This window comes from Bacillus sp. FJAT-27231, from assembly GCF_001183975.1.
Classification (GTDB): Bacteria; Bacillota; Bacilli; order Bacillales; family Domibacillaceae; genus Pseudobacillus; species Pseudobacillus wudalianchiensis.
Window position 1 is genome coordinate 1,589,665 of record NZ_LFZU01000001.1, and the last position, 25,571, is coordinate 1,615,235.

Below are 25,571 nucleotides of genomic sequence, written 5' to 3' on the forward strand. Positions count from 1 at the left end.
ATCAAATGATTTGTTAGGTGATCAAAACAATGTATAACAATAAAGAAAGGATGTACTTTATGAATGTAGATAAAAATAAAAAAGCACTATTTTTAATGGACATTGAAAACGAGTTAGAGCCTATCCTGCAAGAAGTGCCTCATATTCGAGCTGAAAAAGTGCTGACTATACAAAACTACGGTACCGATATTCTGCATCCTTATGGAGATATAATGAGGTCTGTTATTCTTGCTATTTATCGGGAAAATGTTGAAGAGATTTTTGTGATCGGAACAAAAGAGAAGAGGACTTTCACAGTTAACATACCAACTCAACTTGAATCAATGAAAGACAAAACCCAAACATTGGACTATCTTTTTCAAAATTGTATGCCTGAATTTTCTGGTGGTACGGTTGATGAATGGCTAAATGGAAAAGAAAATAGTAGTGATAATATCGAAAAAAGTGTTGATATCATTCGTCATCATCCGTTAGTGCCGTCATATATTAAAGTCCAAGGTTTAATAGTTGACAATAGGGATGAAAGATCCTTAATTGTGGAGGTTCCTATGGATAAAACAAACCTTGGCTGATCATCATTTGCCATTTTGAAATGGAAGGGAGGGATAACTTCTGTACACTTATACATGGGGAAAAGTCAGTTCTGCCTACCATGTATGGGAAACAGCAGGCGATTGCCCAACCTTTTGAAAATTACTAAGTGTTCACATCCAAGTCCCCGATAAGACCCATAAGACGTAGTAGAAGTTTTTTTGGAGAGGGAGAACGAGAGTTTACGTTCTTAGAAACTCTTTCGGAAAAAACTAAGAATGGGAATGGAGGAGCTTGCCCTACCTCTTGGAATAGCTAGTGAAGACCGTGTTGATTCACTTTGTTATCTTCCTTGGGATGCAGAGGATCATAAGGTTCTTTTATGGATTAATGAAGAGTGAAGAGTGAAGCTTATAGAGCGTGAGGGAGGCGTTGAAATCAATTTTGATTTAAAAATAATCTCTTCATTTAATGATCTTAAAGATTATTGATTATTAAGCGAAAAGAATCTGCTTTGTATATCTAGCACGTATACAAGGATTTTTCGAATGTAGGATTGAGGATGGGCACTTACAATAAGGATAAAAATCGTGTGAGAGACTAAAAATAAAAAATATGTGAAATAGACCAACTTTTTATTCAGGAGATGCATAATACATGAAAGTATCGAAAGGTTCTTTTGAATCAGCGATAAGCAAGTCAATTACTCAATGGGAAAAGGACTACCTTGGGCGTGGGTCTGTATCTGTAAAGACAGATATAGTACGGAATATGATAATTGTTAATTTAAAAGGTATTTTAACACCAGCCGAATATACAGTTTGTGAAACAAAAGAGGGAATGCTAACCATAAAAAAAACTCGTTCCGAGTTAGTTGAATCAGGTGTAGAAGATCTTAAGGATATTATACTAACTATAACTGGAGAAAAAGTGAAAAGTTTTCATACTGATTTAAGCTCTCGTACGGGTGAACGAGTGATGATATTTAAATTGTTTAACGATCTTGAGAAAAATCTTTTAACGTAGGGGAATAAAGGAATGTCACCTAAAGAGATGTGAGATTTTAGTAAACAGTACATATCATAATGCCCGCCATAACGATTCAAACAAAGATAAGGGCTGAAAGACCTTGGTTACTCTCATGTTTATAACATAAATAATATAAATTGACTTTTTTGGACGATAGAGCAACAGCCTTCTAAGCTTACGGTCAGAGATTCGAATCCTCTAGGGCGCGTAAACTGTAAAAATGCATCTGGCTAGTTTTATAAAGACTGGCTAGATGCATTTTTTGATGTTTATTAAGGAGCCCTTTTAATTCACATGAAATCCGATATAAGCAATGAAAAAGGATCTTCAAATCGGAAGATCCTTTCAGCTGCTTAATAAACTAAAGCACCCGTCTCTAGATTATCGCAGATCAAGGGCGTAAAACATTTTGTCGTATCGATCAGTACCGACGGCCACAAAACGGGGCAGTCGACCATATTCTGTGAATCCTAGAGATTTATACAGCTTGGCGGCTCTTTCATTGTCACCACGGAAGTCAATGGTCAGCACCTCAATCCCGGCCTTAACTGCAGTGGAAATTAACTGATTCATAAGTTGGCGCCCTAAGCCACGACCTTGAAATCTTGGGTCGATTGCCAATTTTTCTATGTCGGCGTGAGGGTAATGGGTCGGGCGATTATAGCGCCTCCAGTATCCAATCCCTGCCAGATCTTGACCGACCAAAGCTGCAATTAGGCATGCATTGCTATTTTCACTTGCAATGGCCAACTCCAAGAGTAAGTCAGCGACCTCTTCTGTTGAAGGCGGATCAACCCATCCAATTGCCGCTCCGTTTGAAACAAGTTTCTGTAATAATTGTGCTGCTTTTTTCACAGACTTTAAGTCTCGCATGTTTTCGATATCTACCACACGCAACTCAATAGAATCCTTCATCAAGATCCCTCCAACCTTAATTCTTCTCAAAAAATATCATCTAACACTATTTTTATAATATACTCCGTAGTATGGCTCTCAAGTTAAAAAAGGGTTCTAAGGAACGTAATGAATACTCTATACAACTCCAGTTCACTTCAAACCAAAAATGGAAGTTCCTGCACGAATAACCCCTTATCCGGCAAAGGGGGTTCTTTCTGTCTCTCATTCTTCTTTATACACGGCTTTATGCATTGTTGATTTAACAAGGCTTCTGGCCCTTTAAATCATCTTAGTGACGTGGATCAACAAATATAAAAAGGGGCGGTACAACTGAAATTCTCCAGCTAATAACCTTTTTTGACTAGTTAAAAGGTCAGCGAGCCTAATATTGTTGAGATCATCAACAAAGGGGAAAGGTCCCAATCAAACAGTAAATTCTATAAAGGTTCCACCTATGCCGCCTAAGAGAAAAAGACAGAATAACTTGTTATTCCGCTATAGACTTTCCATTTTATTAAAATAAACAAGTGAGTCCCAGAACGCCATATATAACCAAACATCGCAGCAACTAAACCTTGTGTTAACGGTGGAATATCATTCGGTGCAAAACTAGATACCAAACAATTGGCTGTAATGGCTGAGAACTTGAATGAGAGTGATGGGCTAGAGTTAACAACCTTCCAACAACTTCACGTTGAACATTTTCTTCACTAAAAAGGGATCGTCCTATTTTATGTTTCTTACACATTAATTTTCACCTTTAGATTTGTATAAAGTATTCATGTAATGCTTTGGGATGTTGTAGAACCCCCTCAATCCAGGTATTTATTGGCGGGCAAATTAATATTATTTTTATAGATAAAAAACTATAATGATTTTTTATGAAAGGGGGCAAATATGTTTATTTATACGGTCCAACCTGGAGATACTTTGTTTTCAATAAGTAACCGATATGATTCCTCTGTTGATCAGCTTCGGAGTGTTAATGGTTTGGAGGAAACAAATATTGTTCCAGGTCAATCCCTGCTGATCCCTCTCTATGTATATACTGTTCAGCAAGGGGACACACTTACTAGCATTGCCAGGAGAGCTTATGTTTCCTTAGAGCAATTAAGAACGGCCAATCCATCCCTTAATCTCAATGTGTTACAACCTGGAATGAAAATTAGGATTCCTGATATATCGAACTATCTTGCAGGCACATTGGGGTATTATGTTGTTCGAACAGCAGAATTGGATCGAACGTTAATCAATCAGTTCGCCCCTTATCAATCTTATATTTCCATTTTTGAATATCACTTTGCCGCTAATGGAGATATAGTGAACGATCTAAACGACTTAGTTGCAATTGAAACCACTTGGAGGAACCGAGTTACGCCACTAGTCACTATCACTAATCTTACTTCTGAGGGATTTAGTCCTGAGCTTGCTCATCAAGTCCTAAATAATCCTACAGCAAGGACAAATCTTGTAAATAATATCTTTTATTTAGTATCCAGAAAGGGGTATGGCGGAGTAAATATTGATTTTGAGCGTGTAATGGGTGAGGATAGGGACCTTTTTACAGGATTTTTACGTCAATTGCGGGACCGTTTGAGGACAGCAGGCTACGTTTTGACAATTGCAGTTCCAGCAAAAACAAGTGATGATATCCCATGGTTAAGAGGATACGATTATGGGGGGATTGGAGCTGTCGTTGATTATATGTTTATTATGGCATATGATTGGCATCATTCTGGTAGTGAACCAGGGCCTGTTGCACCAATTACTGAGGTAAGAAGTACGATACAATTTGCCATAAGGAGTGTTCCGCGAAGAAAAGTCATACTGGGAGTTCCTTTATACGGATATAATTGGTTAATCCCGTACAGACCGGGAACAGTTGCGCCTGCTATATCAAATCAGAGAGCGATTGAAACAGCAATGAGGTATCAGTCACCTATCCAATATTCAGAGGAATATGAATCACCATTCTTTCAATATAAAGACCAACAGGGACAAACACACGAGGTATGGTTTGAAGATGTAAGAAGTATGAGTGCAAAAATGGTATTAATTCGTGAGTATGGTTTACAAGCGATAGGTGCTTGGCAATTAGCACTCGGATTTACACCGGGACCTTGGCTTCTAAGAAAATTTTTCACGATTAAAAAGATATAAATAGCGATACCCCTAATCCCTATACCAATAATACGGAGTATGATACTCCGCACTAATCACTTTTATCTCGTTATTTAGAAAGGGAGGGAGGGGATGAATGGTTTGCATGCGTTGGACAACATTAAGGGGACTTGAAAAATTGCCGGTGCAGGCGATGCCTGCTTTCGCTGCCATGAATCTCAAGGGAAGGGACAGATGGACTTGGCAAGGTCTATCTTTCTCTCGACTGGCTTGAAAATCGCCTAACAAACAGAAAGGAGTTCGGAATGAGATCATTCCGAACTCCTTTTGTTTGTCACCAGCCTTTTGTGCTTTCAGAACCATCGTAAAGCGATATAAGGGCTTGTGAAAGTAACCGGTCACTTTGTATTAAATATTAATCTTCAGAACCTTCCCCATCTTACCTAATTCAGATTCAATATATTCCTTGCTGTAATCATAGCCGATCAACGCAATGACTTTGCCTGTGTCGTCTATTACTGGTGCAAGGCTTGTTTTCCATTCTCCGTAAATGTCTTTATATATCGGGGTTACTTCTACTCTTCCTTTCACTGCATTGACAGCTACTTTAGCAAATTCCGGTGATCCTTCGTATAATTCTCCAGGCTTCATAGCAAATTCTTTGTCTGCAGCTAGAGTCCTAAACTTTTTATCCTCAAGAATATCAAAGATAAAGGCCCACTTGATTCCACCTTCCTGTTTTCTGATCATGGTAAGCTGACTTTGAAGCTTTTGAAAAATTGGATTTGAAACCGCGGGGTCTCTTTTTAATTTGCTGACCTCTTCGGACTGTATGATGGCTGCTGTAGCTATGGCGACAGAACGCAATCGGTTATTTAGCTGATTTTCAAGAATTTCTCTTTTAGCAGATGGTACTATATTCTGTTCCGACAATTTCGTTAAAATCTTTCTATACTTCCTGCTCATCGTGGGCTGACTGACATCTAGCACCTTAGATGCTAGTTTAATAGATTTATACTTTTCCATGGCCATAGTAATTAACTGCTCTTCTACAAGATCGATGGCTTCTTGAAGGGGCATAAGATGATTAAACAGGGGTGGAGATTTAATAACTTCTTGTTCAAATGGTACAAATGCTTGAACTGAGGAAGCATCTACTATTGGATTTTTACTCGTAACAACAATTCTCTCAATCGTATTTTCAAGCTGCCTAATATTACCTGGCCATTCATAGATCGACATGAAGTCGATTGCATCTTGATTAATTTCAATGGTCCGATCATACATATTATTATACTTATGCAAAAAGAAACTAATTAAGTAAGGAAGCTCTTCAATCCTTTCCCTTAATGAAGGGATGTTTATAGGAATAACATTTAAACGATAGTAAAGATCTTCCCTGAATGTTCCTTTATTCACTAAGCTTTTAATATCTTTATTCGTCGCTGCAATGATTTGGATATCAAGTTTAACAGCATTCGAACTCCCTAACCGAGTAACTTCTCTTTCCTGCAGAACTCTTAGCAATTTAACCTGAAGGCTAAGCGGCATCTCCCCGATTTCATCGAGAAAAATGATTCCCTTATTTGCAAGTTCAAATTTGCCAGGTGCACCATCCTTCTTTGCGCCGCTAAAGGCCCCTTCCTCATAACCAAATAGTTCGCTTTCCAATAGATTTTCAGGAATGGCCCCACAGTTTACTGCAATAAATGGCTTGCTTTTTCTAGTACCTAGATCATGAATGGCCCGCGCTATTACCTCTTTACCTACACCGGACTCTCCCAATAAAAGAACGGATGATGAAACCTTTGCAGCCATTTCAACAGTACTTAAAACGTCCATCATCTTTTGACTCTTCACAATAAATAACCTGGAAATGTCTTTTGTAAGCGCTTTAGAAAAATCAATTTCATCCTCTAAAGTATTTTCCATCAAAATATTATCGCTTCTTGAAAGAGCTTTAAGTCCCCATGTGTAATACTCTTTATTATGATCTGGGTAACAAGTAATAAGGATTCTTTGGTTATTCCAGGCCGTATGAATAACAGATCTTTTATCTCCATTAAGTAAATCTTCTAGAGATGATTCATCATAAAAGACCTTTTTTTCAATATTAAATAAATTCATGCCGATCAAATCGGGTTTTTCTTTCCGCACTATTTCGATGTTTCCGAAATTTTCGATTATTTTTCCCTGAATATCAGTAATAATGAGTTCGTCATATATGCTCAAAAGAGTTGACTGTAAAACGTCCATCATCGTGCTACAAATGTTAATCACTCCTTTTTAATGTTTCTCTGAAGTTATTTCAATTTTAAATGAAAATCTGACAAATGCAAATCAATTATTTACTGAACTTTGTGTTTGCACTGGGGTTCAATTGCGTGCGATACAAAGTTCAAACCTCTTTTTTTGCTCTCTCTTTCTCCGTCATTTCAATTTTGAGCGAAAAATTCATAAATGAAATTACCTGTTTGCTCAACCTTAGATTTATAAAGGATTGCCAATTGGCACATAAATTGCAATAATCTAAATAGATTAAATATTCGAATGAGTGGAGAGGGGATATCTTGAAAAGAGAAAGCATGATTGAAAAAAATATGGTGTCTACAGATGAATTTGTCAGGAACTTGTATACCGACCTTTATGAAAGGATTCAACATTATGAGAAAGAAGAATCTGATGCTAAAAAAATGGGGGTCGTTGATGTCATTCCTGAGCTTGCAATAATAGGAGTCATTTCCGTATTTTTGTTATTCGTTATTTTCTAGATGACATTTTATCCAAAGCTTTGTATACGCTTTCAATGATCGATAGCCAGGTTAGGTACCTGCAACCTGCTAAATGAAAATATCTGGAGGTTAAAATGAGTAAAGAGAATTCAGCTATTTCAAAAGATGTGGCTTTTGGATTTCTGCCCGCACAAAAAAGTGATCGTGTGTTTGGTTTTTGGGATTTGGTTCTCATTCAAGTGGGAATCGGTATTTCTTGTATCTGTATACTTGTAGGCGGTTATACCGGGATGCTGCTTAGCGCTAAAGAAGCTATTGCATCGATTTTATTTGGGAATGCTGTGCCTTTTCTGTTGATTGCACCTATCATCCTTCTTTTTGCTAGGTATGGGGTAGACACATTTATTGGTTTTCGCAGCGCACTAGGATACTTGGGTTCAAATATCTTTTATTTTATCTTCATGTTCCTTACGATCGGTTACATGTCAATTGCTTTCTTTATGGCAGGACAGGCATTAGTGAAGATCGCTTCTGTAGCTGGCCTTCCGGAGTTTTTTACATCGAGGACAACTGGAGCACCTTTCTTTGCCATCATCATCTTTGCGATTGTATTTTTCATTACTTTTCAGGGTCCTCTGGTCATGCGTAAGTTTAACTTATTAGGCGTTCCGGCTATTTTGCTGATGACTTTAGGACTCATAGCTCTTTTAATGTTTGGACAAGGGTTGGATAAAATATTCTCTCTATCTCCAGCTGAGGCCTATGAGGATCACTCTCGTTCAATGATCACCGCTTTAGAAATAAACATTGGACTTGGATTTTCTTGGCTTCCTTATCTAGGTCAATACAGCAGACTTGCCAAAAACGAGAAATCTGCATTTAAAGCTGGCTTTTTCAGCTACGGTATCATTGTCAACGTCGCTGTCATCCTAGGAGCCCTGGCTGCATTAGTAGTTGCCTCACTAGACCCAACAGATTGGATGTTTGCGATCGGAGGCACCTGGATTGGAATCATTGGCCTTTTATTACTTACTCTTGGAAATATTACGGCCGGAACTTTTCTTATGTATTCACAAGCTATTAGTTTTAAAACGGTTTTTCCAAAGAAATCTTGGTCTGTTGCCATGGCAACAGCTATCCCAACAGTCTTACTGTTACTAAGTGCATCTTTTTACGATGCTTTCGGATCTTTTATTACAGTAATTTCATATATCATGGCGATATTTGGAGGAATCGTTATTTCTGATTTCTTCTTTGTGAAAAAGCAGAAAGTTTCCATTAGAGACCTCTATGATACGAACGGAAGTTATTATTACTGGAAGGGAGTAAACCCATCTGCCATTGTAAGCTTTATAGTTGGTACAGCTGTATACTGGAGCCTGTACAATCCTGTACTAGATACTTCAAGCAGCTTGTTCTATTATATTTCCGCCGGTATCCCAGCATACTTTGCTGCAGGGATCTGCTATTACATTTCGGCCAAATACCTTTTTTCTTATAGTGTAGATCGGGACACTAGTAAAATTTCTTTACCGTCCAAAAGCAACAATGCTATTTAACTCAGAAATTTTATTTTTGAAATAAAATTTAAAAATTGAAATTGACTGTAGCAATTAAAGAATTATAAAACCTGATTTATCACGGTTTTCTTCACAAAAAACGTTTGGCACAAATATTGCAAATACTAGATTAAGAGTAGAGAAAATTTAGTAAACAATTTTGCTGCTCATTCACTCAGCACATGAAATTTATTGAAAGGGGGGATACATTGACTATCTTGGTAATCGGACTAAATCATGAGAATGCTCCTCTAACTATAAGGGAACAGATTCACTTTGATGCGCTTGAGAAAAAAGATATCGAACGTAAATTAATATCTAATCCTATCATCAAAGAATGTTTAGTGCTCAGTACATGTAACAGAACTGAAATTTACGCGGCTACAGATAATCTGTATTTGGCAGAAAGAGTATTAAAAGAGAAATTGCTGAAAAAAGTAACCAAATATTATCACATAGCCGAAAGTGTTGTTTATGACAAAGTAAATGATGAAGCTGTTACTCATTTGTTTACAGTTGTTTGCGGCTTAGATTCCTTAGTTATAGGGGAAACTCAAATCCTTGGGCAAGTGAAACGAGCATTTCTGGATAGCCTGAACTCTGGAAGCACCGGTGAACTTTTCAATCGTCTTTTCCAACAAGCCATAACGCTTGGAAAAAGAGCACATACTCAAACGGACATTGGAAAACAAGCGGTTTCCATTAGTTATGCAGCCATCCAAATGTTAAAAAGGAAAATTCCTCAGTTAAAACAGAAAAAAGTATTATTGATTGGTGCAGGAACTATGAACAAGTTAGCTGCCCAGCATTTGAAGGAAGCAGGATGCAACCAACTGATTTTCGTGAATCGAACATTAGATAAAGCAGAGAAGTTAGCTGCACTTTATAATGGAAACGTTTACCCTCTAGATGATTATTTACAATTATTAGAAGAAGTCGATATAGTTATTTGCTCCATCGATAAGAACAATTACTTGCTGGATGTAACAGACGTAATGAATCTTACACGAAGAAGAGAACGTCCGCTTACTTTTATCGATCTTGGAGTTCCAAGAAACATAGACCCAAGAATTGGCGAACTAGAAAATATCTATGTATACGATGTGGATCACTTATACGGTGTCATTGAATCAAACACACAGCAAAGATTAAAAGAAGCCAATAAGATAAAACGGTTGATATCAAAGGAATTGCTTGAATTTAATGATTGGAAAAAAACATTATCCGTTGTACCTCTTATCGAAGAACTGCAAGAAAAAGCTTCGAATATCCAAGCGGAGGCAATGAAACACATTCAAAATAAATCACCTAACCTATCTGAAAAAGAAAAGCAGGTTATTTTGAAATATACAAAAATGATTTCCAATCAATTCATTCGTCAGCCGATTCTTATGATGAAAGAGATCGCTTCGCAAGAGGGAAACTACGAAAAAAGGGATGAATATCTAAAGTTAATTTCCAGAATATTTGAATTAGAGAGTGAATTGAACTTTGACTTTGATAGGGATCATTCCTTTTCGCATCAGTTGCTGCAAAACACAGGAAGCTAATAATAAGGAAATTCTTTTAATTAAAAAGGAGGAAATCTAGATGTTTAAATCAACAAATCTTGATTTGTTTACATTCCCATTTACCAATTATAAAGACAAGACCTATCGTTATTCCAATGATTTAGTGGCGTTAGGTGAAGATAAGGTAAACTTCATGAAAATCACTCCTGAGTATCAGGCTCAAATAAAACGTAAACGGGAATTGCTAGAAGAGCAGCCCGAAGTTCGCTATCAATCATTCCCACATACGATGGAAATGCAATGGGAATTCGTTGAGTTAATAATTGATCTGGCAGTAGATAAATATCCTGAACACTTCAGTGTTGAAAAAAATGGAGATCAATGGACTTTTTCTAACCATATCCTTGGAGAAAAAGAAACCTTCATTTTTGGCGATGAATCAAGCATTTCGATAGAGCCTTATGACATGATTGGCCGGCATTTTCATCATGACTATATGTTAATGGTGAATAGAGACGACAACTTCTACCTGGAAGTGGCACAAGAGTCCTTTGCGGCATTATTTTCACCACACTGGAATCTTGGAATGTCATTTAATGAAATACACGGGCCAGTCCCATTTGTTAGTCGAGATGGCGTAGAGCTGACGGATAGAATCAGAAAGTTCTTGTTAACGATTGAACCAGGAGCACCAAGAACAAGAGTAAACTGGAACCTTATGGCCGATCGTTGGGATGTTAACTATGAAACGATGGATATTTGGGGTCCTGAACGAGAGAAGGTCACACCAGAGAATGCAGGAGAGCTTGTTCACCTCCGGGTAGAAGAACAATGGTTCATCCGTATGCCAAGAAGTAATGCCATCTTGTTTGTCCTTGATACTCAGTTTCTTCCATTAGAAGACTTGGTAAAAAGACCGGAATGGCTAGAGATCACCTATTTTAACCTTGCAGATATTCCAGATTATATGGCGGAGTATAAAGGGATGGCACCATTTTTACCTCAGTCGGTTGAATATCTCAAAAACTTGATTGATAGTTTAAAAGTGAAATAAAAACCAAGAAGAAAGGGAGGAGTACTTTGTATAGTAGCCCGGTATTATATGATCAATCAGAAACAATTAAAGAAAAACTTGCCTTGAATGATAAAAGGAAAAAGCATCTTATTATTTATGATCAAAAGGCTGTAAGCGATGTCAAACAAGTTTTAGCTAAAGGTGCACAAGAAGAGCTTGAATATGAACACTTTGAAATTGGAGATTCTATCAACCTTCAAGCCCTGCGCACTTTGCTTTATAGTCAAAAAATGGGGACTCATCTATACATTGCTTCGGACTGGGATCATGCTGCCGCTGTTTTTGCCGAAGCGATAGAAGCCGGTTTCACAGAAGATGAAATTCAGACAATTATCTATGGCCCTAAAAAACGTTACATTTATTGCATGAAATGTTATCAAAAGAGTGAAATCAACTATGATGATGAGGTCCAGTGTACACATTGCAATGCTTATATGGAGGTTGGCCCGTTTTTCTCCAAAGTTCGCAAAGGTTATATAGGATATCCATTCATCCCTAATTAACACCATTTTTATACACAATGAAGAAAGGACTGAGGTGAAGGTTATGAGAGTCTACGGAAATATAGAAATGAATGTGGGGAAGATAGAGCAAATAACGGAAAGCGTTAAACGTTTTTATCTTTACCCTTCCGATCAAAAATTACTACCAGCGTTTACCGGCGGTGCGCATATCACTACGTATGTGAACCAGGGAGATAAAATCCTTGAAAGGGACTATTCTCTTGTCAGCGATCCAACCGATCGTACTCACTACTCTATCTCTATTAATCGGGATCTAAATTCAAGAGGAGGATCCGTTTACTGGCACGATCATGTAAAAGTGGGTGATACCGTTAAAACGAGTTTTCCAAAAAACCACTTTACGTTAGGTTTTCATGCTAAACATCACGTATTTTATGCGGCTGGAATCGGCATTACTCCATTCTTAACCATGATGACGGAACTAGAAGCTCAAGGGAAGACATTTGAACTTCATTATGCAGCCCGAACAAAGGAACAGTGTGCTTTTTATGATTATTTAAATGAAAAGTATCCAGGCAAATGTACTTTCTACTTCTCAAGAAGTGATAAGCCAGTGCGCATGACTCCTGAAACGATGAAGAATCAAAGAATTGGCAGTCATGTTTACTTCTGTGGCCCTGTTTCTATGGTTACTGAATATAAGGAAGCAGCCCTCTCCTATGGATATCCTGAAAAATCTGTTCACTTTGAGTTATTTGCAGCTGCAGCTGGAGAAAACAATCCATTTTTAGTGGAAGTAGTGAATAGCAACACAGTAATAGAAGTAAGTCCTGAGCAAACCCTATTAGAAGCATTGCTTGATGCAGGGATCGAAGCTCCATATTCCTGCAAAGCTGGAGGATGCGGACAATGTGAAGTTGATGTCGTTGCGGGAGAAGTTGATCATCGAGATATCTTTTTCAGCGATGAAGAAAGAAAACAAAAAAATATGATACTGACATGCTGTTCAAGAGCCAAGGAAGAAAAATTAGTTTTAAAAATATAACTTATGAGGTGCAAATATGACAATCCAAACACAAGTAATCGAATTGAAAATGTATATTAATGGGGAGTGGAGAGATTCTCAAAACTCTGATTTAAATAAAGTTATCAATCCTGCAAACCAAGAAATTATCGCTACAGCTCCCAGAGCAACAAAAGAAGAAACAGAAGAAGCGATTGCTGTTGCAAAGGCTGCATTTGAAAGCGGTGTATGGTCTGAACTAACTACTCACGAGCGAGCTAAATATCTAAATAAAATTGCAGACAAGATTGAAGAGAATTTTGATGAGTTGGTTAAGTTAGAAGTAATGGACAATGGTAAGTTGAAAGCTGAAGCAGAATTCGATATTAGTGATGCCGCTACATGCTTCCGTTATTACGCTGGTTTGATTATGACGCCTGATGGCGAAACATACCATGTTCCTGAAGATGTACAGGCAATGGTTGTTAAAGAGCCTGTGGGGGTTACTGGCCTTATCGTTCCTTGGAATTTTCCATTGTTAATGAGTGTGTGGAAAATAGCTCCGGCATTAGCTGCAGGAAATACAATTGTTTATAAGCCAGCGGAATCTACGCCGATTACTGCAATGAAATTAGTAGAAATCATCGAAGAAGTTGGTGTTCCAAAAGGTGTTGTAAACCTTGTAATGGGTAAAGGCTCCGTCGTTGGCCAGACTATAGCGGAAAGCCATGACGTTGATCTCGTTTCCTTTACAGGAAGCACAGACGTTGGGCGTGAAATCATGAGAGCTGCTGCAGGAAATTTAAAGAAAATTTCTCTAGAATTGGGCGGCAAATCTCCAAATATTATTTTTGCTGATGCAGACTTTGAAACAGCCGTGGATTATGCGTTATTTGGAATTTTCTTTGGTGCTGGTCAAGTATGCTCATCCGGCAGCCGTATTTTAGTAGAAGAAAGCATTTATGATAAATTCGTAGAACGCTATGTTGAACGTGCTAAACAAATTAAAGTCGGTCCTGGTCTAGATGAGACTTCCCAAGTAGGCGCCATTAACAGTGAACATCAAATGAATGCCATCTTAAACTACATCGAAATTGGTAAAGAGGAAGGTGCTACGCTGGCATGCGGCGGTCGTCGTTTAACAGAAAACGGATTAGATAAAGGATTCTTTATCGAGCCAACAGTTTTCACAAACGTTACATCTGACATGCGCATCGTTCAAGAAGAGATTTTTGGACCAGTTGTTACAATTCAAAAGTTCAAAGATGAAGAAGAGGCAATTAAGTTAGCAAATGACACTGTTTATGGACTTGCCGGCGGTGTATTCTCAGGTGACGGTGCAAAAGCTATGCGGGTCATCAAAAAGGTTCGGGCTGGAATCACTTGGGTGAACTCATACCATCCTACTTATGTAGAAGCTCCATGGGGCGGATATAAACAAAGTGGAATTGGCCGTAGCCTTGGAACTTACGGTTTAGAGGATTTCCAAGAAGTCAAGCAGATCAATGTTAACCTTGCAGTAGAACCTGTAGGCTGGTTTCCAAACTAATAAGTTTTATAAAGGGAGATGAAGAGAAGTGGGCACCTCACTTCTCTTTTTTCAATCAAGTATGATGCTTTATAGTATTTAAGAAAAAAATCTTGTCTGTTTTAGTACTAGTAGTTCCTATTTTAATCAACAATGCCGCAACTTTTCCAAATCATTAACCGGAGCTCATCATTACCGAACCCTTACGCCTAGTAAAAGAAAGGAGAGAAGCAATGGAAAGTTCGAGAGCAACAAGTCGGGTAGAAAAATACCCTGTTACTTCTTCGCCTATATCTAAAATGAAAGGAGATAGTGTAACTCCTTTAAAAGTAGATATAAAAGATGCCATGACAGGATTACTCGGTGGCTTTTTAACCATTTCTATTTTATCCATATTGACTAGCGTCACGTCAACTGAATTGCTAATAGCTCCATTTGGTGCTAGTTGTGTTCTTGCATTTGGTGTTTGGAATGCGCCATATTCACAGCCAAGAAATATTATTGGCGGCCATCTCATATCAACCTTCGTTGGTTTGTCAATCTATCACATATTCGGGAATGGCCCCTGGGCGATTGGTTTAGCCGTAGGATTGGCTATTGCTGCGTTAATGTTAACCAAAACAACACACCCGCCAGCCGGTGCCACTCCTCTTGTTGTTATGATGGGACATTATAATTGGAGCTTTTTATTTTTACCTGTTTTAATCGGCTCCGTGTTAATCGTTTTATTTGCCTTGCTTATCAATAATTTACGAAGTGATCGAAATTACCCTACATTTTGGATATAGGAGACACGTTATAGAACAAGATCATCGTTTGATGAAAAAGCGAGTTCGTTATCAACGGTTTAGACTCAAAGATCCTACGTGTTTCTAATATTTCGGTGGAGAGTAGCAGACCCCTATATGGGAATTAATGTAGACTTTGAACGGTAATAATGGGGTGAAGTTTTCCATCCAATGCAAAGGAGACTCTGCCTGTCTCTTCTGACACAACTAGCACAAGTGCATCACTTCGCTCGCTTAAACCTAATGCGGCTCGATGACGGGTACCGAGCTTTTTGTCCCCTATAACGGCAGTGGTTAAGGGCAGCACATTGGCTGCTGAAACAATTTGATTCCCATAAATAATTACTGCACCGTCATGAAGGGGGTTTCCAGGATAAAAGATAGCCTCTAATAATGCGGGAGTTAAAGCTGCCTCTACCACTGTTCCTTTTTGGATGAAGGACTCAAGAGGATCACGCCGTTGTATAACGATTAACGCACCATGATGTCGATCAGACAGCCGCTGAAGACAAATGGATAAATCCGCATATTTATCTGTAAAAGCGGATAAATAACAGTTTAAATAAAAGGAAGCAGCAACTGATTCCATTTGGATAAATTTGTTTTTGATTTCCTCCAGTTGGCTTAAGAGGCAATAGTTTTCATTGTCTAGCACCTCTAAGCTATATTGGAGTTCATTAGTAATGTGCTGTATTCCTTTTGACAATTGCTGCTTCATTGGTGAAAAATCGCAATTAGTAGTCTTCACATTTAAACAACTCCAACTAATTATGTTTTTAAACAGCCTTCTTCTATTGAGTATCTTTTAGATAGTATTAACCAGTTTTTTTCCTTGCAAAGCAGGTATTTTTATGAAATGTTTCAGGACTCACAAATTCTTTTCCCAAAATGGACAATTGAGGAAAGTGCAATCCTAATTGCTAGGCGCCCATTCCTCTTAACCGATAATCAACAAGTAACCTTGAGCACGAGCTTTCGCATCTTCGAAACACCCAATATGTCTCTTATCTGTTTCGTCCTGGTATTGAAAGAAGGGATGTTGATACAATTTATATATGGATTCTTTCTATAACAAGCAAGGCATCTATACTTGCTTAGGTGAGTATGACAGCTTCCCATTATTTTTTCCGTAAACGTTATATAGCCTAATGGGGAAAGGCAAGTGAATTGGACTTTCGCACACCACTTAGACCGGCCAATGGGACAGATGGAAAAGTCAAAGGGGGATGGCTGTGCCTGTATCGTGCCGTTGAATTATTATTTCATCTTTGAACCGGAACCTGAGTAGGCATGTATGGTTTCACTGATTTAATGGACAATAGGTTGTCATATCTTCCATAAGGTGAATGATCTTATATAACTGTTCATTAATTGGAGTTGGTACCCCGTATTTTTTGCCCAACTCGATTACCGTTCCGCCTAAATAGTCAACTTCTGTTTTTCTTCCAGCCTCTATATCCTGTAGCATAGACGTTTTTCCATTGGGTGACAGATTATGTAAGATCGGCCGAAAACTTTTGACATCGTCCTCTGTTAAATTAGCTCCTACCTTTTGTGAAAGGGCAACGACTTCGCGCATCGTCGATTCTGCCCATTCATAAGCACTTGGAACAGATTGAAAGACTTCATAGGGTGCCTTCAGAATGGCAGATGTCTGGTTAAAACCGACATTTACCATGAATTTCCACCACATGGAATGCAAAATATCCTCGGAAATCTTGTATGGAATTCCAGCTCTTTCAAATAATTCTTGAACTGCTAACACATTCTCAGATTTAGAGTTATCCTTTTCACCATATTCAATCCACCCAAGCGTACTAAAATTTGTTTCGTTCTGTCGTCTAACCGCATCAATTTCCACACATACGCTATAAAGAATAGGCTGATTTTCACAAGCGGATTCTATTTCACCTTCACTAGAAATACCGTTCAATAAAGATAAAATGATGGTATCGGGTCCGATATGATGTTGGACATCTTGGATTGCTTGAGATAGATCAGCATTTTTTACAGCAAAAATCACTAGATCTACTGGTTCTCTTTTTGTTTCTGGAGTGATGTAATGAAAGTGATAATCTTGTCCATTCACGATGATTCCTGTATTTTCATACCTTTGTATTCGTTCTTTACTTGCCACGACTTGTAACGAATCTTTCAAGATATCATGCAGCTTACTTCCATAAGCAGCTCCTACAGCACCTAGCCCAATTAATGAAACGGTTTCAATTTTTTTCACTAATTTCCCTTCTTTCATATGAGTTTTTACGTACAGATGAGAAATGGATTGCTCTTTAAAGCTCCTTGATTAATGAATATTTTCTAAGGCTTCAATTTCCATCGTAATGACTTTTCTGCCTATATGGCTTTTGGACAATGAACTTTATACTGCCACATAAAATTTATTCTGCGTTGAAGTAATGACACATTAGCTAATGTGATTTTTATTTATTAATTTCATCTAAAACATTTACAAAGGGAGATTTAATTGCCACGAAACTCCGAATCGGTCAGTTAGCCAACCAAACTTCTTACTGAAACCATAATCGCCAATTGGCATCAAGGCTTGTCCACCAACAATCAGTTGTTGATAAAGGCTGGTCATCTCCTCTTCAGTATCACAAGTAACATAGATGGAGAATGACGGGGTAAAGGAGAATTGATGCTTCACGTTACTGTCAATGCACATAAATTCTTGCCCTTTCAAGGAAAAAACCGCCTGCATCACCGTTCCTTCATCGCCAGCTTGATTGGCTCCATACCGAACGATGCTTTTAATTTCTGAATCCTTTATTAATGATGTATAAAAATCCATTGCTTCTTCTGCTTTTCCATCTTGAAACATTAAAAATGGTATAACGATTGGCATTTTGTCTACCTCCTAATGTATGTACTAAATTTATTATAGTGAATTTTAAGGACTTAAGGTAGTTACCTTAAGTCCTTAAATGATTTATTCTGAGCTCAATTGTTGGAGGTTAGTGTCAAATAAATATAATGTTTATTCAGCGCTATAATGTCCGTGAATCTGCTTGCCTTTCCGCAAATGATGACCCCAGCATTCAGTTAAAATCTTTCTGGCAGCAAATACAAAAAGAGCGGAGTCATCTAACTGTGGTGAAACTTCCACGTAATAAATCAAGAAGCTGTCGGCTGTTTAATCCGCCAAATTGGGGTGTGCTTGTGCCGGGAGCATAAGATGGATCGAGAGAATCTATGTCTACTGTTATATAAATATTTTCAGGATGGGCCATCTTTTTCTTAATTTCTTCCAATGTTTTTGTTATGCCGTCTCGGCCGATATCCGTTGCTTTAATAATATTCATTTTGTTTTGGTGAATAAATTTAAGTTCTTCAGATTCCACTGAACGGATTCCTGCAAAAAAATACTCTTTCTTCTTGCTCCTTCTAACTGAAGCTTCATCACTCTTTAGAAATCTAAAGAATCCTTTCTTTAAACTCTACAAGGAAATAGATATAATAGTTAACATTACACTGGTTAGGGAGTTTAACAGAATGAAGGTTATTATTGCAGAAAAGCCATCCGTAGCTAAAAACATTGCGGATGCTTTGAAAATAAGAACGAAAAAAGATGGTTATTTTGAGGGCAATGGCTATATCATCACTTGGGCTTTTGGACATTTATTACAGCTGTACGATGCGAAAGATTACGACGAAAAGATGAAAAAGTGGAACATGGAAAATTTTCCTTTTATTCCGTCTCATTTTCGCTACAAAGTAAAGAGCGATCCGCGTAATAGAGACAAAGAAGACTTGGGAGCAAAAAAACAGTTAAAAATTATCTATTCTTTGATTAAGAGAAATGATGTGGAGACCATTGTTTCGGCTTGTGATTATGATCGGGAGGGCCAAATTATTGGTGACACGATCATTTATAATTTGAAGAGCCAGAAAAAAGTATACAGATTATTGCTGAACGAGTGGACGCCCGAGGAAGTGTTAAAAGGTCTTCAGGCTATTAAGCCAAACAGTGAAATGAAGCCTCTTCAAGATGCGGGTTTAAGCCGGCAGTGGGCAGATTGGATGATAGGCATCAATCTAACTTCCGTCGCTACATTAAAGTACCAAAAGGGAAGAGGCCAGGCTTTAAATATCGGAAGGGTACTGCTGCCAACTTTAAAAATTATTTATGATCGTGATAAGGAAATCGAGAATTTCGTACCGGAGGATTATTATAAATTAACTGCGACGTTTAAAACGAAAGACGGAGAAGAGTATGAGGGGACTTATTTCGAAGAGGGGCAGGAAAAATTTAAAAGTAAAGAGCCTCTTGAATTAATTGAGCAAGTTCTAGCCAACCAAAACGGAACAGTGATTGATAAGAAGGTAGAACGAAAAAAGGAGTTCCCGCCTTATTTGTTTAATCTTTCAAATTTACAAGGATACATCACAAGTAAATATAAAGGCTGGACGTCCGACAAAGTGTTAAAAGTAGCCCAGTCTCTCTATGAGAAAAAATTAATCACGTACCCTCGAACAGCGAGTGTTGCTTTAGAAGAAAGCCTTGTTGGCAAAGCGGCTAAAGTGCTGGATGTCTTAAAAAAAGGGCTGCCCTTTGAAGAGGAGATTAAATTCCAGAAAACGAAACGGATATTTAATAATGCTAAAGTTGAGAGCCATAGCGCCATTATCCCTACTTATGTTGTACCTAAATCGTTAACGAAGGACGAAGAGATTGTGTACACCGCTATTAAAAATCGCTTTATCATTCAGTTTATGCCGATAGCGGAATATGAAGAAACGAAAATCACGACAAAAGCGAATGTTAGCGAGATAAAAGGTGTGTTCATTTCGAAGGGGAAGGTCCAAACGATTGTCGGCTGGAAAAAGCTCGAAAGAATTGAATCTAAAGATACGCTGTTACCGGCTGTCGATATCAATGAGCTTGTGAACATAGCAAAGCAAAACGTATCGTCTCATGTGACAAAGCCTCCTAAGCCTCATATAGAGAAAACATTACTCCGAGTCATGGAAACCTGCGGGAAAGGCAGCGGGAGCAAAGAGAGCGATGAGGAAGAGGAAATGCTTGCTTCCATTCTAAGCGGCTATAGCATTGGGACTCCAGCAACAAGAGCTGAAACGATTAAGAAACTAAAAGATATTGGTTACATTACGACACAAAACAAAAACTTGGTATGTACGGAACTTGGCAGAAAGCTAGTAGAAACGTTTCCGGTAAAGGAATTATTTGATTTGGAATTTACCGGGCGATTAGAAAAAACGTTAGCAGATATTGAAAAACGAAAGTTCACAAAAGAATCTTTCCTGAATGTGATTTCTGATTTTACCTCGAAGGCGGTTGAGAAAATAAAAAGTGATCAGGAAATCGTGATCAGTGAAGTCTCTAAAGAGAAGAAGCAAGTTGAAGTGCTTGGAAAGTGTCCCCTATGTGGGCACGCGATCATTGAAGGACAGAAGGGCTTTGGCTGCAGCAATTGGAAAAGCGGCTGTAAATTCGTGATTTGGAAAAATGACAAATTCCTAGCTTCTATGAAGAAGAAACCGACTAAAACGATGGTAAAAACACTTTTGAAAAATGGAGTAGTGACAGTAAAGGGGTTAACGAGCAAAAAAGGCAATAAATTTGATGCTAATTTACGTTACGAAAAAAACCCCGATAATGAATACTTTAGCTGGAAGATGGAGTTCAGCTAATATTGATGAAACAAAGTATTTTAATGAATCATATGAACTGATAGATGCAGGGTCCAGAAACCACTTAAATAATCAACTCGGAGACAGCTATTATTCTTTCAAACGGCTTAAACTCCATCCAAAAACAGAAAAGGGTTCGGAATGGTCTCATTCCGAACCCTTTTGTCGACAGTCTAAGACTTCATTTGAATTACGAATGAGGATTAATCGGTGTTTTTACTGTTGAATGTGCTTCAATGACTTCAGCTGCGTCAAATAAAGTGTCTTCCCGGAAACGCATGCCTAGAATTTGAACACCAACCGGCAGGCCGTCTACAACGGATGTTGGTATAGAAACGGAAGGGAACCCAAGTAATGCGATGGACATCATCGACCATTGTGCGGATATGATGTGCCTCATACTTTCCCTGCTTTTAATATCTGCGTCTTGTTCAAAGGCTTGTTCTGTGGATACAGGCATTAGCAATAGGGGATAGGATTGTAAAAATTCTTGAAGTTTATAAATTAGGGTGCCACGGCGAGAGTATCCTTTAATGTAATCAGAAAGGGTAGGGGTTTCTCCCCAAAATTCTTTTGTTACATCAAAGAAATAAGATACAGCTTTATTAATGCCGACATCGCCCATTTGTTCGATGGCTGGTACAGCACCAGCTACATCCATCATACATAGCAGATACCATAGTTCGTATGCTTCTTTAAATAAAGGAACATCGACTTCCTCGACAGCATATCCGGCATTTGTTAAGTACTGGGCGGCTTCATCCAACGCTTTGTTAACAGCGGCCGTTGGTTTTTGCACACCTACCTCACGAAGCAGCCCCACACGTATTGGACGTTGAAGAGCTTTTCCCAGCAAGGGAGCAGGTGCATAGATGGGATCCCGGGGATCGAATTGACTCATGCTCTCAAAGCCTAACCGAAGGTCGGAAACGGAACGAGCCAAAGGTCCGTCTACAGACATAAACTGAACGGAAGGAGCTTGGTCTCCCTTTGGATCCCCGTACCATCCCGGCAATCTTCCCGGTGTAGGGCGCAATCCCATAATCCCGCAAGCGTAGGCGGGATAACGAATGGAGCCGCCAATATCATTTCCATGAGCAATGGGGGTCATTCCAGCTGCAACAGATGAAGCAGCGCCTCCACTAGATCCGCCAGGTGTGCGAGTAAGGTCCCAAGGATTCAATGTTCTGCCATGAAGGTCATTGCTCGTAACCCATCTATAGGAAAAAGCAGGCGTATTACTGCGGCCAAGGATGATGGCTCCTGATTTACGTAGGTTTGTCGCTACTGGACCATCCTTCTCAGGAATATTCTTTTCGAGTGCGACTACTCCATCTGTCGTAGCATGCCCGGCTTGATCGCTATTCACTTTAAGTGAGACGGGTACACCATGTAAGACACCAAGTTTCTCTCCTCTTGCCACTGCTTTATCCGCTTCATCTGCGGCAGCAAGTGCTTCTTCAGGAAACACCTCCACAAGAGAGTTTAACGTTGGGTTGACTTCCTCAATACGATTTAGGCAGCTCATCACCGTTTCACGGGAAGAAATAACTCCTGTTTTAATGGCATGGGCAAGTTCTGTTGCACTCCAGCGCCAAAGTTCATCTTTTTTAGTGTTATTTACTGTTTGAGATGCTTGCATAGCGTTTGCCACCTTCCTGTCCATTTCATTTTTAGGAAAACAAGCTTCGTAAATCTTGGTTGTGGTTTTTACTTTAACAAGTAACAATTGTCTAAACAATTACCCAAAAGGATTATTTTCAGAAAAAACAAACAATTTGTATTATAATAGATGAATAGGATATCTAATAGGTTTGGAGGGTTCGATATGTTTGCTCTATCTACAGGTCACTATGAAAAGGTTCTTGCCTTTATGGACGAAACGATTGATCTTGACCAAGATTTCCGGAAAAACGTTTTATTGTCTATTGAACGGTTGTTCGGTTATCATTTAGCTAACTTTTGGCTATTTGATAAAAATATAAAGTTAATCGATCCAGTAACCTTGAATATATCTAAGCTGGCTATGCAAGAATATAACGACTACGGTTATAAGGTCGATATTTTGAACCCTCGGAATATCATGCCTCAAATGTCTAGACAAAACGTTTTTCGAATTGTTGATATTGTTTCTGAAAATGCATATCAACAAAGTGTTTTCTATAATGGCCTTATGGTGAAATATAGATATTATGATGAAATGGTTGTTTGTTTAAAACATCAACATAAACTTCTTGGAAGTCTGGCGTTTCTTAGATATAAAGATGAGGAATTATTTAACCTTCAGGACACGATGGGGATGGAGCTCGTGGCTAGACATTTATCGGAGAAACTGGCGAGTTATCTTAATGTGGAAGTATGTAGAGATGTACAAGAAGATCAGCGGTTAACTGAAAGGGAAAGAGAGATTTTAAAGTTAGTTCAAAAAGGTTATACAAATGCAGATATAGCTAATCGTCTATTTATTAGTACTAACACTGTAAAGAAGCATTTGCAAAACCTTTATAGGAAACTGGATGTCCCAAATCGAACTAGCCTAATCTATAAGATGAATCTCTGGTAATCAAGCAAAAAATGACAACGGTTACATAGTTATCTTTACTTTTGCTTAACTGGCTTATATCCATCTTTGAAAATAGTTAATAGTCATAATTTAATGTGGTGAATGTTTGTAATTTGGTGATCTTTAGCATCGTCAAATAATGTATAGGGAGAGCAAAGGAATATTTTATAACAACTTATAATTTACCATATACCTTTATTTCTCGAGCAGCCCAATAAGCTTTATGGGGCTGCTCCTTTTTTATTTATTTCAGTTCCTTTGAAATGAAATATCAATTAGCTCCTTCTATTAGGTCCTCTTTTGAGAACGAACAGTATGTAAACCAAAGTCGGGTTTTTGGTTTTTAAGGCAGCCTAATATGTTAGAAATTAATGAGTATAATCATATATATTTTTCATTAACAGTAGACAGGTGACGGCAATAAACAACGCACGCACATAGCTGCTTCCTTTTTTAATCGCAAATCTTGAGCCGCAAACGGCACCGGCAAGCTGTGCTATTCCCATAATTAATCCATACGTGTAATGCACTTGGCCTAAAAACATAAACATCAACAATCCAGCAATATTACTGCCAAAGTTTAAAAATTTTGCATTTCCTGCAGCTTTTAAAAAATCAAATCCGATCAATAAAAAAGAGAAAATTAAAAATGAACCTGTTCCAGGGCCAAGAAATCCATCATAGAAACCAATCGCAAAAATGGCAGCCATGAACATAATAAAGTGACGGACAGACAATTTTTTAGGGGCTGAGATGCTGCCCCAATCTTTTTTGAAAACAGTATAAATGGCAACGGCTGCGAGCATTAGCAGCATCAAGGGCTTTAGCACTTCAGGATCGATTAAATGGACCGTCCACGCACCAAGCATGGAGCCAATGAAAGAGAGTGGAAATAATTTAAGCACTGATTTGATATCGATTTTACCAGAACGATAAAACATGTACGTACTTGTTAAAGAACCTATTGTTGATGCCAGTTTATTGGTAGCTACTGCCCCGGCTGGATTAAGCCCCGTGAATAACAAGGCAGGTAATGTGATGAGGCCGCCGCCCCCAACGACAGAATCAATAAATGAAGCTAAAAATCCAAAAATAATTAAAATAATAAATACGGACGGGTCTAGATGGAAATCCATACAATCAACCTTTCTTATAGCGACTACTAGAATAGTAACTAATTATTTGCGCGCTGTAAATAGTTATTGTAACGTTGATAGTATAGAAAAAGAATGATTGGAGGGAGAAAAGTGGACAACATCGTACAAAAGCTCAAAAAACTAGGCTTTAATGAATATGAAGCTAAATCTTATGTTTCCCTAGTCAAACAGGGCCCTGTCACAGCCTATCAAGTTAGCAAGGAGTCAGGTATCCCAAGAGCACGAATTTATGATGTGTTAAGCAATCTTGTTGAAAAAGGAATTGTGATGAAGGAAGAAATAAATGACACCACCCGATACTCTCCTTTGCCTGTTGAAATCTTTTTACAGAAGGCTCAAACAGAGTGGCAATCAACTTATACGGTCATAAGTGATACGTTAAAAAGCTTAGAGACCTCTGAGGAAAAAGTGGACAATCGGGTGATGACTCTAAAGGACTATGAAACGATCATAAGCTACTGCCAGACATTATTGAAAAAGGCAGAAAGGCGTATTGTCCTTTCAATGTGGGACGATATGTATGGAGAGTTGGAGGAGGAGCTAGTGCAGGCAGCTGAAAAAGTAGCCGTACAAGGCATTACACTACATGTTGACAATCCAATTGGAAACCTGGAAGCCCACCGTATTACCCCTTTTACTGAAACGCCGTCTACAGAACGCTGGTTTATTTTATCCATAGATTCTAAAGAGATGATTTATGGACCATCTATTGAGGAGCGTAGTGTTGCTTTTTATACAGATGATCCGGTTCATATTTACCTATTAGAGGATTATGTGTGGCATGATGTGTTAGTGAATCGGCTTGTTCGCCGCAGTCAAGATGATTTAGAGAAGTGGATTACTAAAGAGCGAAGGGCCTTTTTTATGAAAAAATAAGAAGCTTATTTAATAGAAGAAAGACGATAAAAAAGACGGTGCAATCAATCAGCACCGTCTTTTA

General features: G+C 38.4%; 22 protein-coding genes and 1 pseudogene. 15 read left to right on the forward strand and 8 right to left on the reverse strand.

Annotated elements, in window-relative coordinates:
* Positions 1-59 precede the first annotated feature (59 nt).
* Both AC623_RS07505 and AC623_RS07510 read left to right on the forward strand, forming a co-directional pair.
* The gene (locus tag AC623_RS07505) at positions 60-572 is read left to right on the forward strand and encodes a carbonic anhydrase (protein WP_049666371.1); all 513 of its coding nucleotides are present in this window, start codon (positions 60-62) and stop codon (positions 570-572) included.
* Positions 573-1,188: 616 nt separating this feature from the next.
* Positions 1,189-1,557, forward strand: a complete 369-nt coding sequence (locus tag AC623_RS07510) for a DUF2294 domain-containing protein (RefSeq protein WP_049661881.1) — start codon at positions 1,189-1,191, stop codon at positions 1,555-1,557.
* 384 nt (positions 1,558-1,941) lie between these two features.
* Here the strand turns inward: AC623_RS07510 and AC623_RS07515 are convergent, their stop codons facing one another.
* Positions 1,942-2,475 carry a GNAT family N-acetyltransferase gene (locus tag AC623_RS07515; protein ID WP_049661882.1) on the reverse strand — a complete coding sequence of 178 codons (534 nt, stop codon included), beginning with the start codon at positions 2,473-2,475 and terminating at the stop codon, positions 1,942-1,944.
* A gap of 879 nt (positions 2,476-3,354) precedes the next feature.
* On the opposite strand from AC623_RS07515, the gene AC623_RS07520 reads away from it, so the two are divergent.
* Positions 3,355-4,617, forward strand: coding sequence for a glycoside hydrolase family 18 protein (locus AC623_RS07520; protein WP_049661883.1), 1,263 nt, complete (start codon positions 3,355-3,357; stop codon positions 4,615-4,617).
* 369 nt (positions 4,618-4,986) lie between these two features.
* Here AC623_RS07520 and AC623_RS07525 read toward each other — a convergent pair whose 3' ends face one another.
* On the reverse strand, positions 4,987-6,735 hold the full coding sequence (locus AC623_RS07525) for a sigma 54-interacting transcriptional regulator (protein WP_231603405.1): 1,749 nt from the start codon (positions 6,733-6,735) through the stop codon (positions 4,987-4,989).
* A 413-nt stretch (positions 6,736-7,148) separates the two neighbouring features.
* Here AC623_RS07525 and AC623_RS07530 point away from each other — a divergent pair, with 413 nt between their 5' ends.
* From AC623_RS07530 to AC623_RS07565, 8 genes are all read left to right on the forward strand, one after another.
* Positions 7,149-7,349, forward strand: a complete 201-nt coding sequence (locus tag AC623_RS07530) for a hypothetical protein (RefSeq protein WP_049661885.1) — start codon at positions 7,149-7,151, stop codon at positions 7,347-7,349.
* 95 nt (positions 7,350-7,444) lie between these two features.
* On the forward strand, positions 7,445-8,869 hold the full coding sequence (locus tag AC623_RS07535) for a purine-cytosine permease family protein (protein ID WP_049661886.1): 1,425 nt from the start codon (positions 7,445-7,447) through the stop codon (positions 8,867-8,869).
* Positions 8,870-9,078: 209 nt separating this feature from the next.
* Complete coding sequence (gene hemA, locus AC623_RS07540) at positions 9,079-10,419, forward strand: glutamyl-tRNA reductase (RefSeq protein WP_049661887.1); 1,341 nt, start codon at positions 9,079-9,081, stop codon at positions 10,417-10,419.
* A gap of 40 nt (positions 10,420-10,459) precedes the next feature.
* A complete protein-coding gene (locus AC623_RS07545) occupies positions 10,460-11,434 on the forward strand; it encodes a heme-dependent oxidative N-demethylase family protein (protein ID WP_049661888.1) in 975 nt (324 codons plus the stop codon).
* A gap of 26 nt (positions 11,435-11,460) precedes the next feature.
* Positions 11,461-11,958, forward strand: coding sequence for a hypothetical protein (locus tag AC623_RS07550; protein WP_049661889.1), 498 nt, complete (start codon positions 11,461-11,463; stop codon positions 11,956-11,958).
* 43 nt (positions 11,959-12,001) lie between these two features.
* Positions 12,002-12,964 (forward strand): PDR/VanB family oxidoreductase, encoded by a 963-nt coding sequence (locus AC623_RS07555; protein ID WP_231603407.1) that lies wholly within the window; start codon positions 12,002-12,004, stop codon positions 12,962-12,964.
* A 16-nt stretch (positions 12,965-12,980) separates the two neighbouring features.
* Positions 12,981-14,471, forward strand: coding sequence for an aldehyde dehydrogenase family protein (locus AC623_RS07560; RefSeq protein WP_049661890.1), 1,491 nt, complete (start codon positions 12,981-12,983; stop codon positions 14,469-14,471).
* 212 nt (positions 14,472-14,683) lie between these two features.
* Positions 14,684-15,238 (forward strand): HPP family protein, encoded by a 555-nt coding sequence (locus AC623_RS07565; RefSeq protein ID WP_049661891.1) that lies wholly within the window; start codon positions 14,684-14,686, stop codon positions 15,236-15,238.
* Between the two features lie 124 nt (positions 15,239-15,362).
* Here AC623_RS07565 and cdaS read toward each other — a convergent pair whose 3' ends face one another.
* Positions 15,363-15,986, reverse strand: coding sequence for a sporulation-specific diadenylate cyclase CdaS (gene cdaS, locus AC623_RS07570; protein ID WP_082174352.1), 624 nt, complete (start codon positions 15,984-15,986; stop codon positions 15,363-15,365).
* Between the two features lie 414 nt (positions 15,987-16,400).
* Here cdaS and AC623_RS22085 point away from each other — a divergent pair, with 414 nt between their 5' ends.
* The gene (locus tag AC623_RS22085; protein ID WP_269429905.1) at positions 16,401-16,526 is read left to right on the forward strand and encodes a hypothetical protein; all 126 of its coding nucleotides are present in this window, start codon (positions 16,401-16,403) and stop codon (positions 16,524-16,526) included.
* Between the two features lie 12 nt (positions 16,527-16,538).
* On the opposite strand, the gene AC623_RS07580 is transcribed toward AC623_RS22085, so the two are convergent.
* From AC623_RS07580 to AC623_RS07590, 3 genes and pseudogenes are all read right to left on the reverse strand, one after another.
* Positions 16,539-17,474 carry a ketopantoate reductase family protein gene (locus AC623_RS07580; RefSeq protein WP_049661893.1) on the reverse strand — a complete coding sequence of 312 codons (936 nt, stop codon included), beginning with the start codon at positions 17,472-17,474 and terminating at the stop codon, positions 16,539-16,541.
* A gap of 231 nt (positions 17,475-17,705) precedes the next feature.
* Positions 17,706-18,104: a VOC family protein gene (locus AC623_RS07585; protein WP_049661894.1), complete on the reverse strand. Its 399-nt coding sequence runs from the start codon at positions 18,102-18,104 to the stop codon at positions 17,706-17,708.
* A gap of 235 nt (positions 18,105-18,339) precedes the next feature.
* A pseudogene (locus AC623_RS07590) lies at positions 18,340-18,624 on the reverse strand (arginase family protein); the annotation flags it as partial.
* A 127-nt stretch (positions 18,625-18,751) separates the two neighbouring features.
* Here AC623_RS07590 and AC623_RS07595 point away from each other — a divergent pair.
* Positions 18,752-20,911: a type IA DNA topoisomerase gene (locus AC623_RS07595; RefSeq protein WP_049661895.1), complete on the forward strand. Its 2,160-nt coding sequence runs from the start codon at positions 18,752-18,754 to the stop codon at positions 20,909-20,911.
* 190 nt (positions 20,912-21,101) lie between these two features.
* Here the strand turns inward: AC623_RS07595 and AC623_RS07600 are convergent, their stop codons facing one another.
* Entirely contained in the window at positions 21,102-22,553 is a 1,452-nt protein-coding gene (locus tag AC623_RS07600; RefSeq protein ID WP_049661896.1) for an amidase family protein, read from the reverse strand.
* A 186-nt stretch (positions 22,554-22,739) separates the two neighbouring features.
* Here AC623_RS07600 and AC623_RS07605 point away from each other — a divergent pair, with 186 nt between their 5' ends.
* Positions 22,740-23,474: a helix-turn-helix transcriptional regulator gene (locus AC623_RS07605; RefSeq protein WP_049661897.1), complete on the forward strand. Its 735-nt coding sequence runs from the start codon at positions 22,740-22,742 to the stop codon at positions 23,472-23,474.
* Positions 23,475-23,842: 368 nt separating this feature from the next.
* On the opposite strand, the gene AC623_RS07610 is transcribed toward AC623_RS07605, so the two are convergent.
* Complete coding sequence (locus tag AC623_RS07610) at positions 23,843-24,610, reverse strand: TSUP family transporter (protein ID WP_049661898.1); 768 nt, start codon at positions 24,608-24,610, stop codon at positions 23,843-23,845.
* Positions 24,611-24,721: 111 nt separating this feature from the next.
* Between AC623_RS07610 and AC623_RS07615 the strand changes: the two genes are divergently transcribed.
* On the forward strand, positions 24,722-25,507 hold the full coding sequence (locus AC623_RS07615; RefSeq protein ID WP_049661899.1) for a TrmB family transcriptional regulator: 786 nt from the start codon (positions 24,722-24,724) through the stop codon (positions 25,505-25,507).
* Positions 25,508-25,571 lie beyond the last annotated feature (64 nt).

What these genes read in the sequence shown, in the direction of transcription:
- AC623_RS07545 (WP_049661888.1), top strand. Translation starts at nt 10,460, where the DNA reads ATGTTTAAATCAACAAATCTTGATTTGTTTACATTCCCATTTACCAAT.
- AC623_RS07515 (WP_049661882.1), bottom strand. Translation starts at nt 2,475, where the DNA reads ATGAAGGATTCTATTGAGTTGCGTGTGGTAGATATCGAAAACATGCGA.
- AC623_RS07600 (WP_049661896.1), bottom strand. Translation starts at nt 22,553, where the DNA reads ATGCAAGCATCTCAAACAGTAAATAACACTAAAAAAGATGAACTTTGG.
- AC623_RS07585 (WP_049661894.1), bottom strand. Translation starts at nt 18,104, where the DNA reads ATGCCAATCGTTATACCATTTTTAATGTTTCAAGATGGAAAAGCAGAA.
- AC623_RS07510 (WP_049661881.1), top strand. Translation starts at nt 1,189, where the DNA reads ATGAAAGTATCGAAAGGTTCTTTTGAATCAGCGATAAGCAAGTCAATT.
- AC623_RS07595 (WP_049661895.1), top strand. Translation starts at nt 18,752, where the DNA reads ATGAAGGTTATTATTGCAGAAAAGCCATCCGTAGCTAAAAACATTGCG.
- AC623_RS07605 (WP_049661897.1), top strand. Translation starts at nt 22,740, where the DNA reads ATGTTTGCTCTATCTACAGGTCACTATGAAAAGGTTCTTGCCTTTATG.
- AC623_RS07565 (WP_049661891.1), top strand. Translation starts at nt 14,684, where the DNA reads ATGGAAAGTTCGAGAGCAACAAGTCGGGTAGAAAAATACCCTGTTACT.
- AC623_RS07505 (WP_049666371.1), top strand. Translation starts at nt 60, where the DNA reads ATGAATGTAGATAAAAATAAAAAAGCACTATTTTTAATGGACATTGAA.
- AC623_RS07520 (WP_049661883.1), top strand. Translation starts at nt 3,355, where the DNA reads ATGTTTATTTATACGGTCCAACCTGGAGATACTTTGTTTTCAATAAGT.
- AC623_RS07560 (WP_049661890.1), top strand. Translation starts at nt 12,981, where the DNA reads ATGACAATCCAAACACAAGTAATCGAATTGAAAATGTATATTAATGGG.
- AC623_RS07610 (WP_049661898.1), bottom strand. Translation starts at nt 24,610, where the DNA reads ATGGATTTCCATCTAGACCCGTCCGTATTTATTATTTTAATTATTTTT.
- AC623_RS07555 (WP_231603407.1), top strand. Translation starts at nt 12,002, where the DNA reads ATGAGAGTCTACGGAAATATAGAAATGAATGTGGGGAAGATAGAGCAA.
- AC623_RS07535 (WP_049661886.1), top strand. Translation starts at nt 7,445, where the DNA reads ATGAGTAAAGAGAATTCAGCTATTTCAAAAGATGTGGCTTTTGGATTT.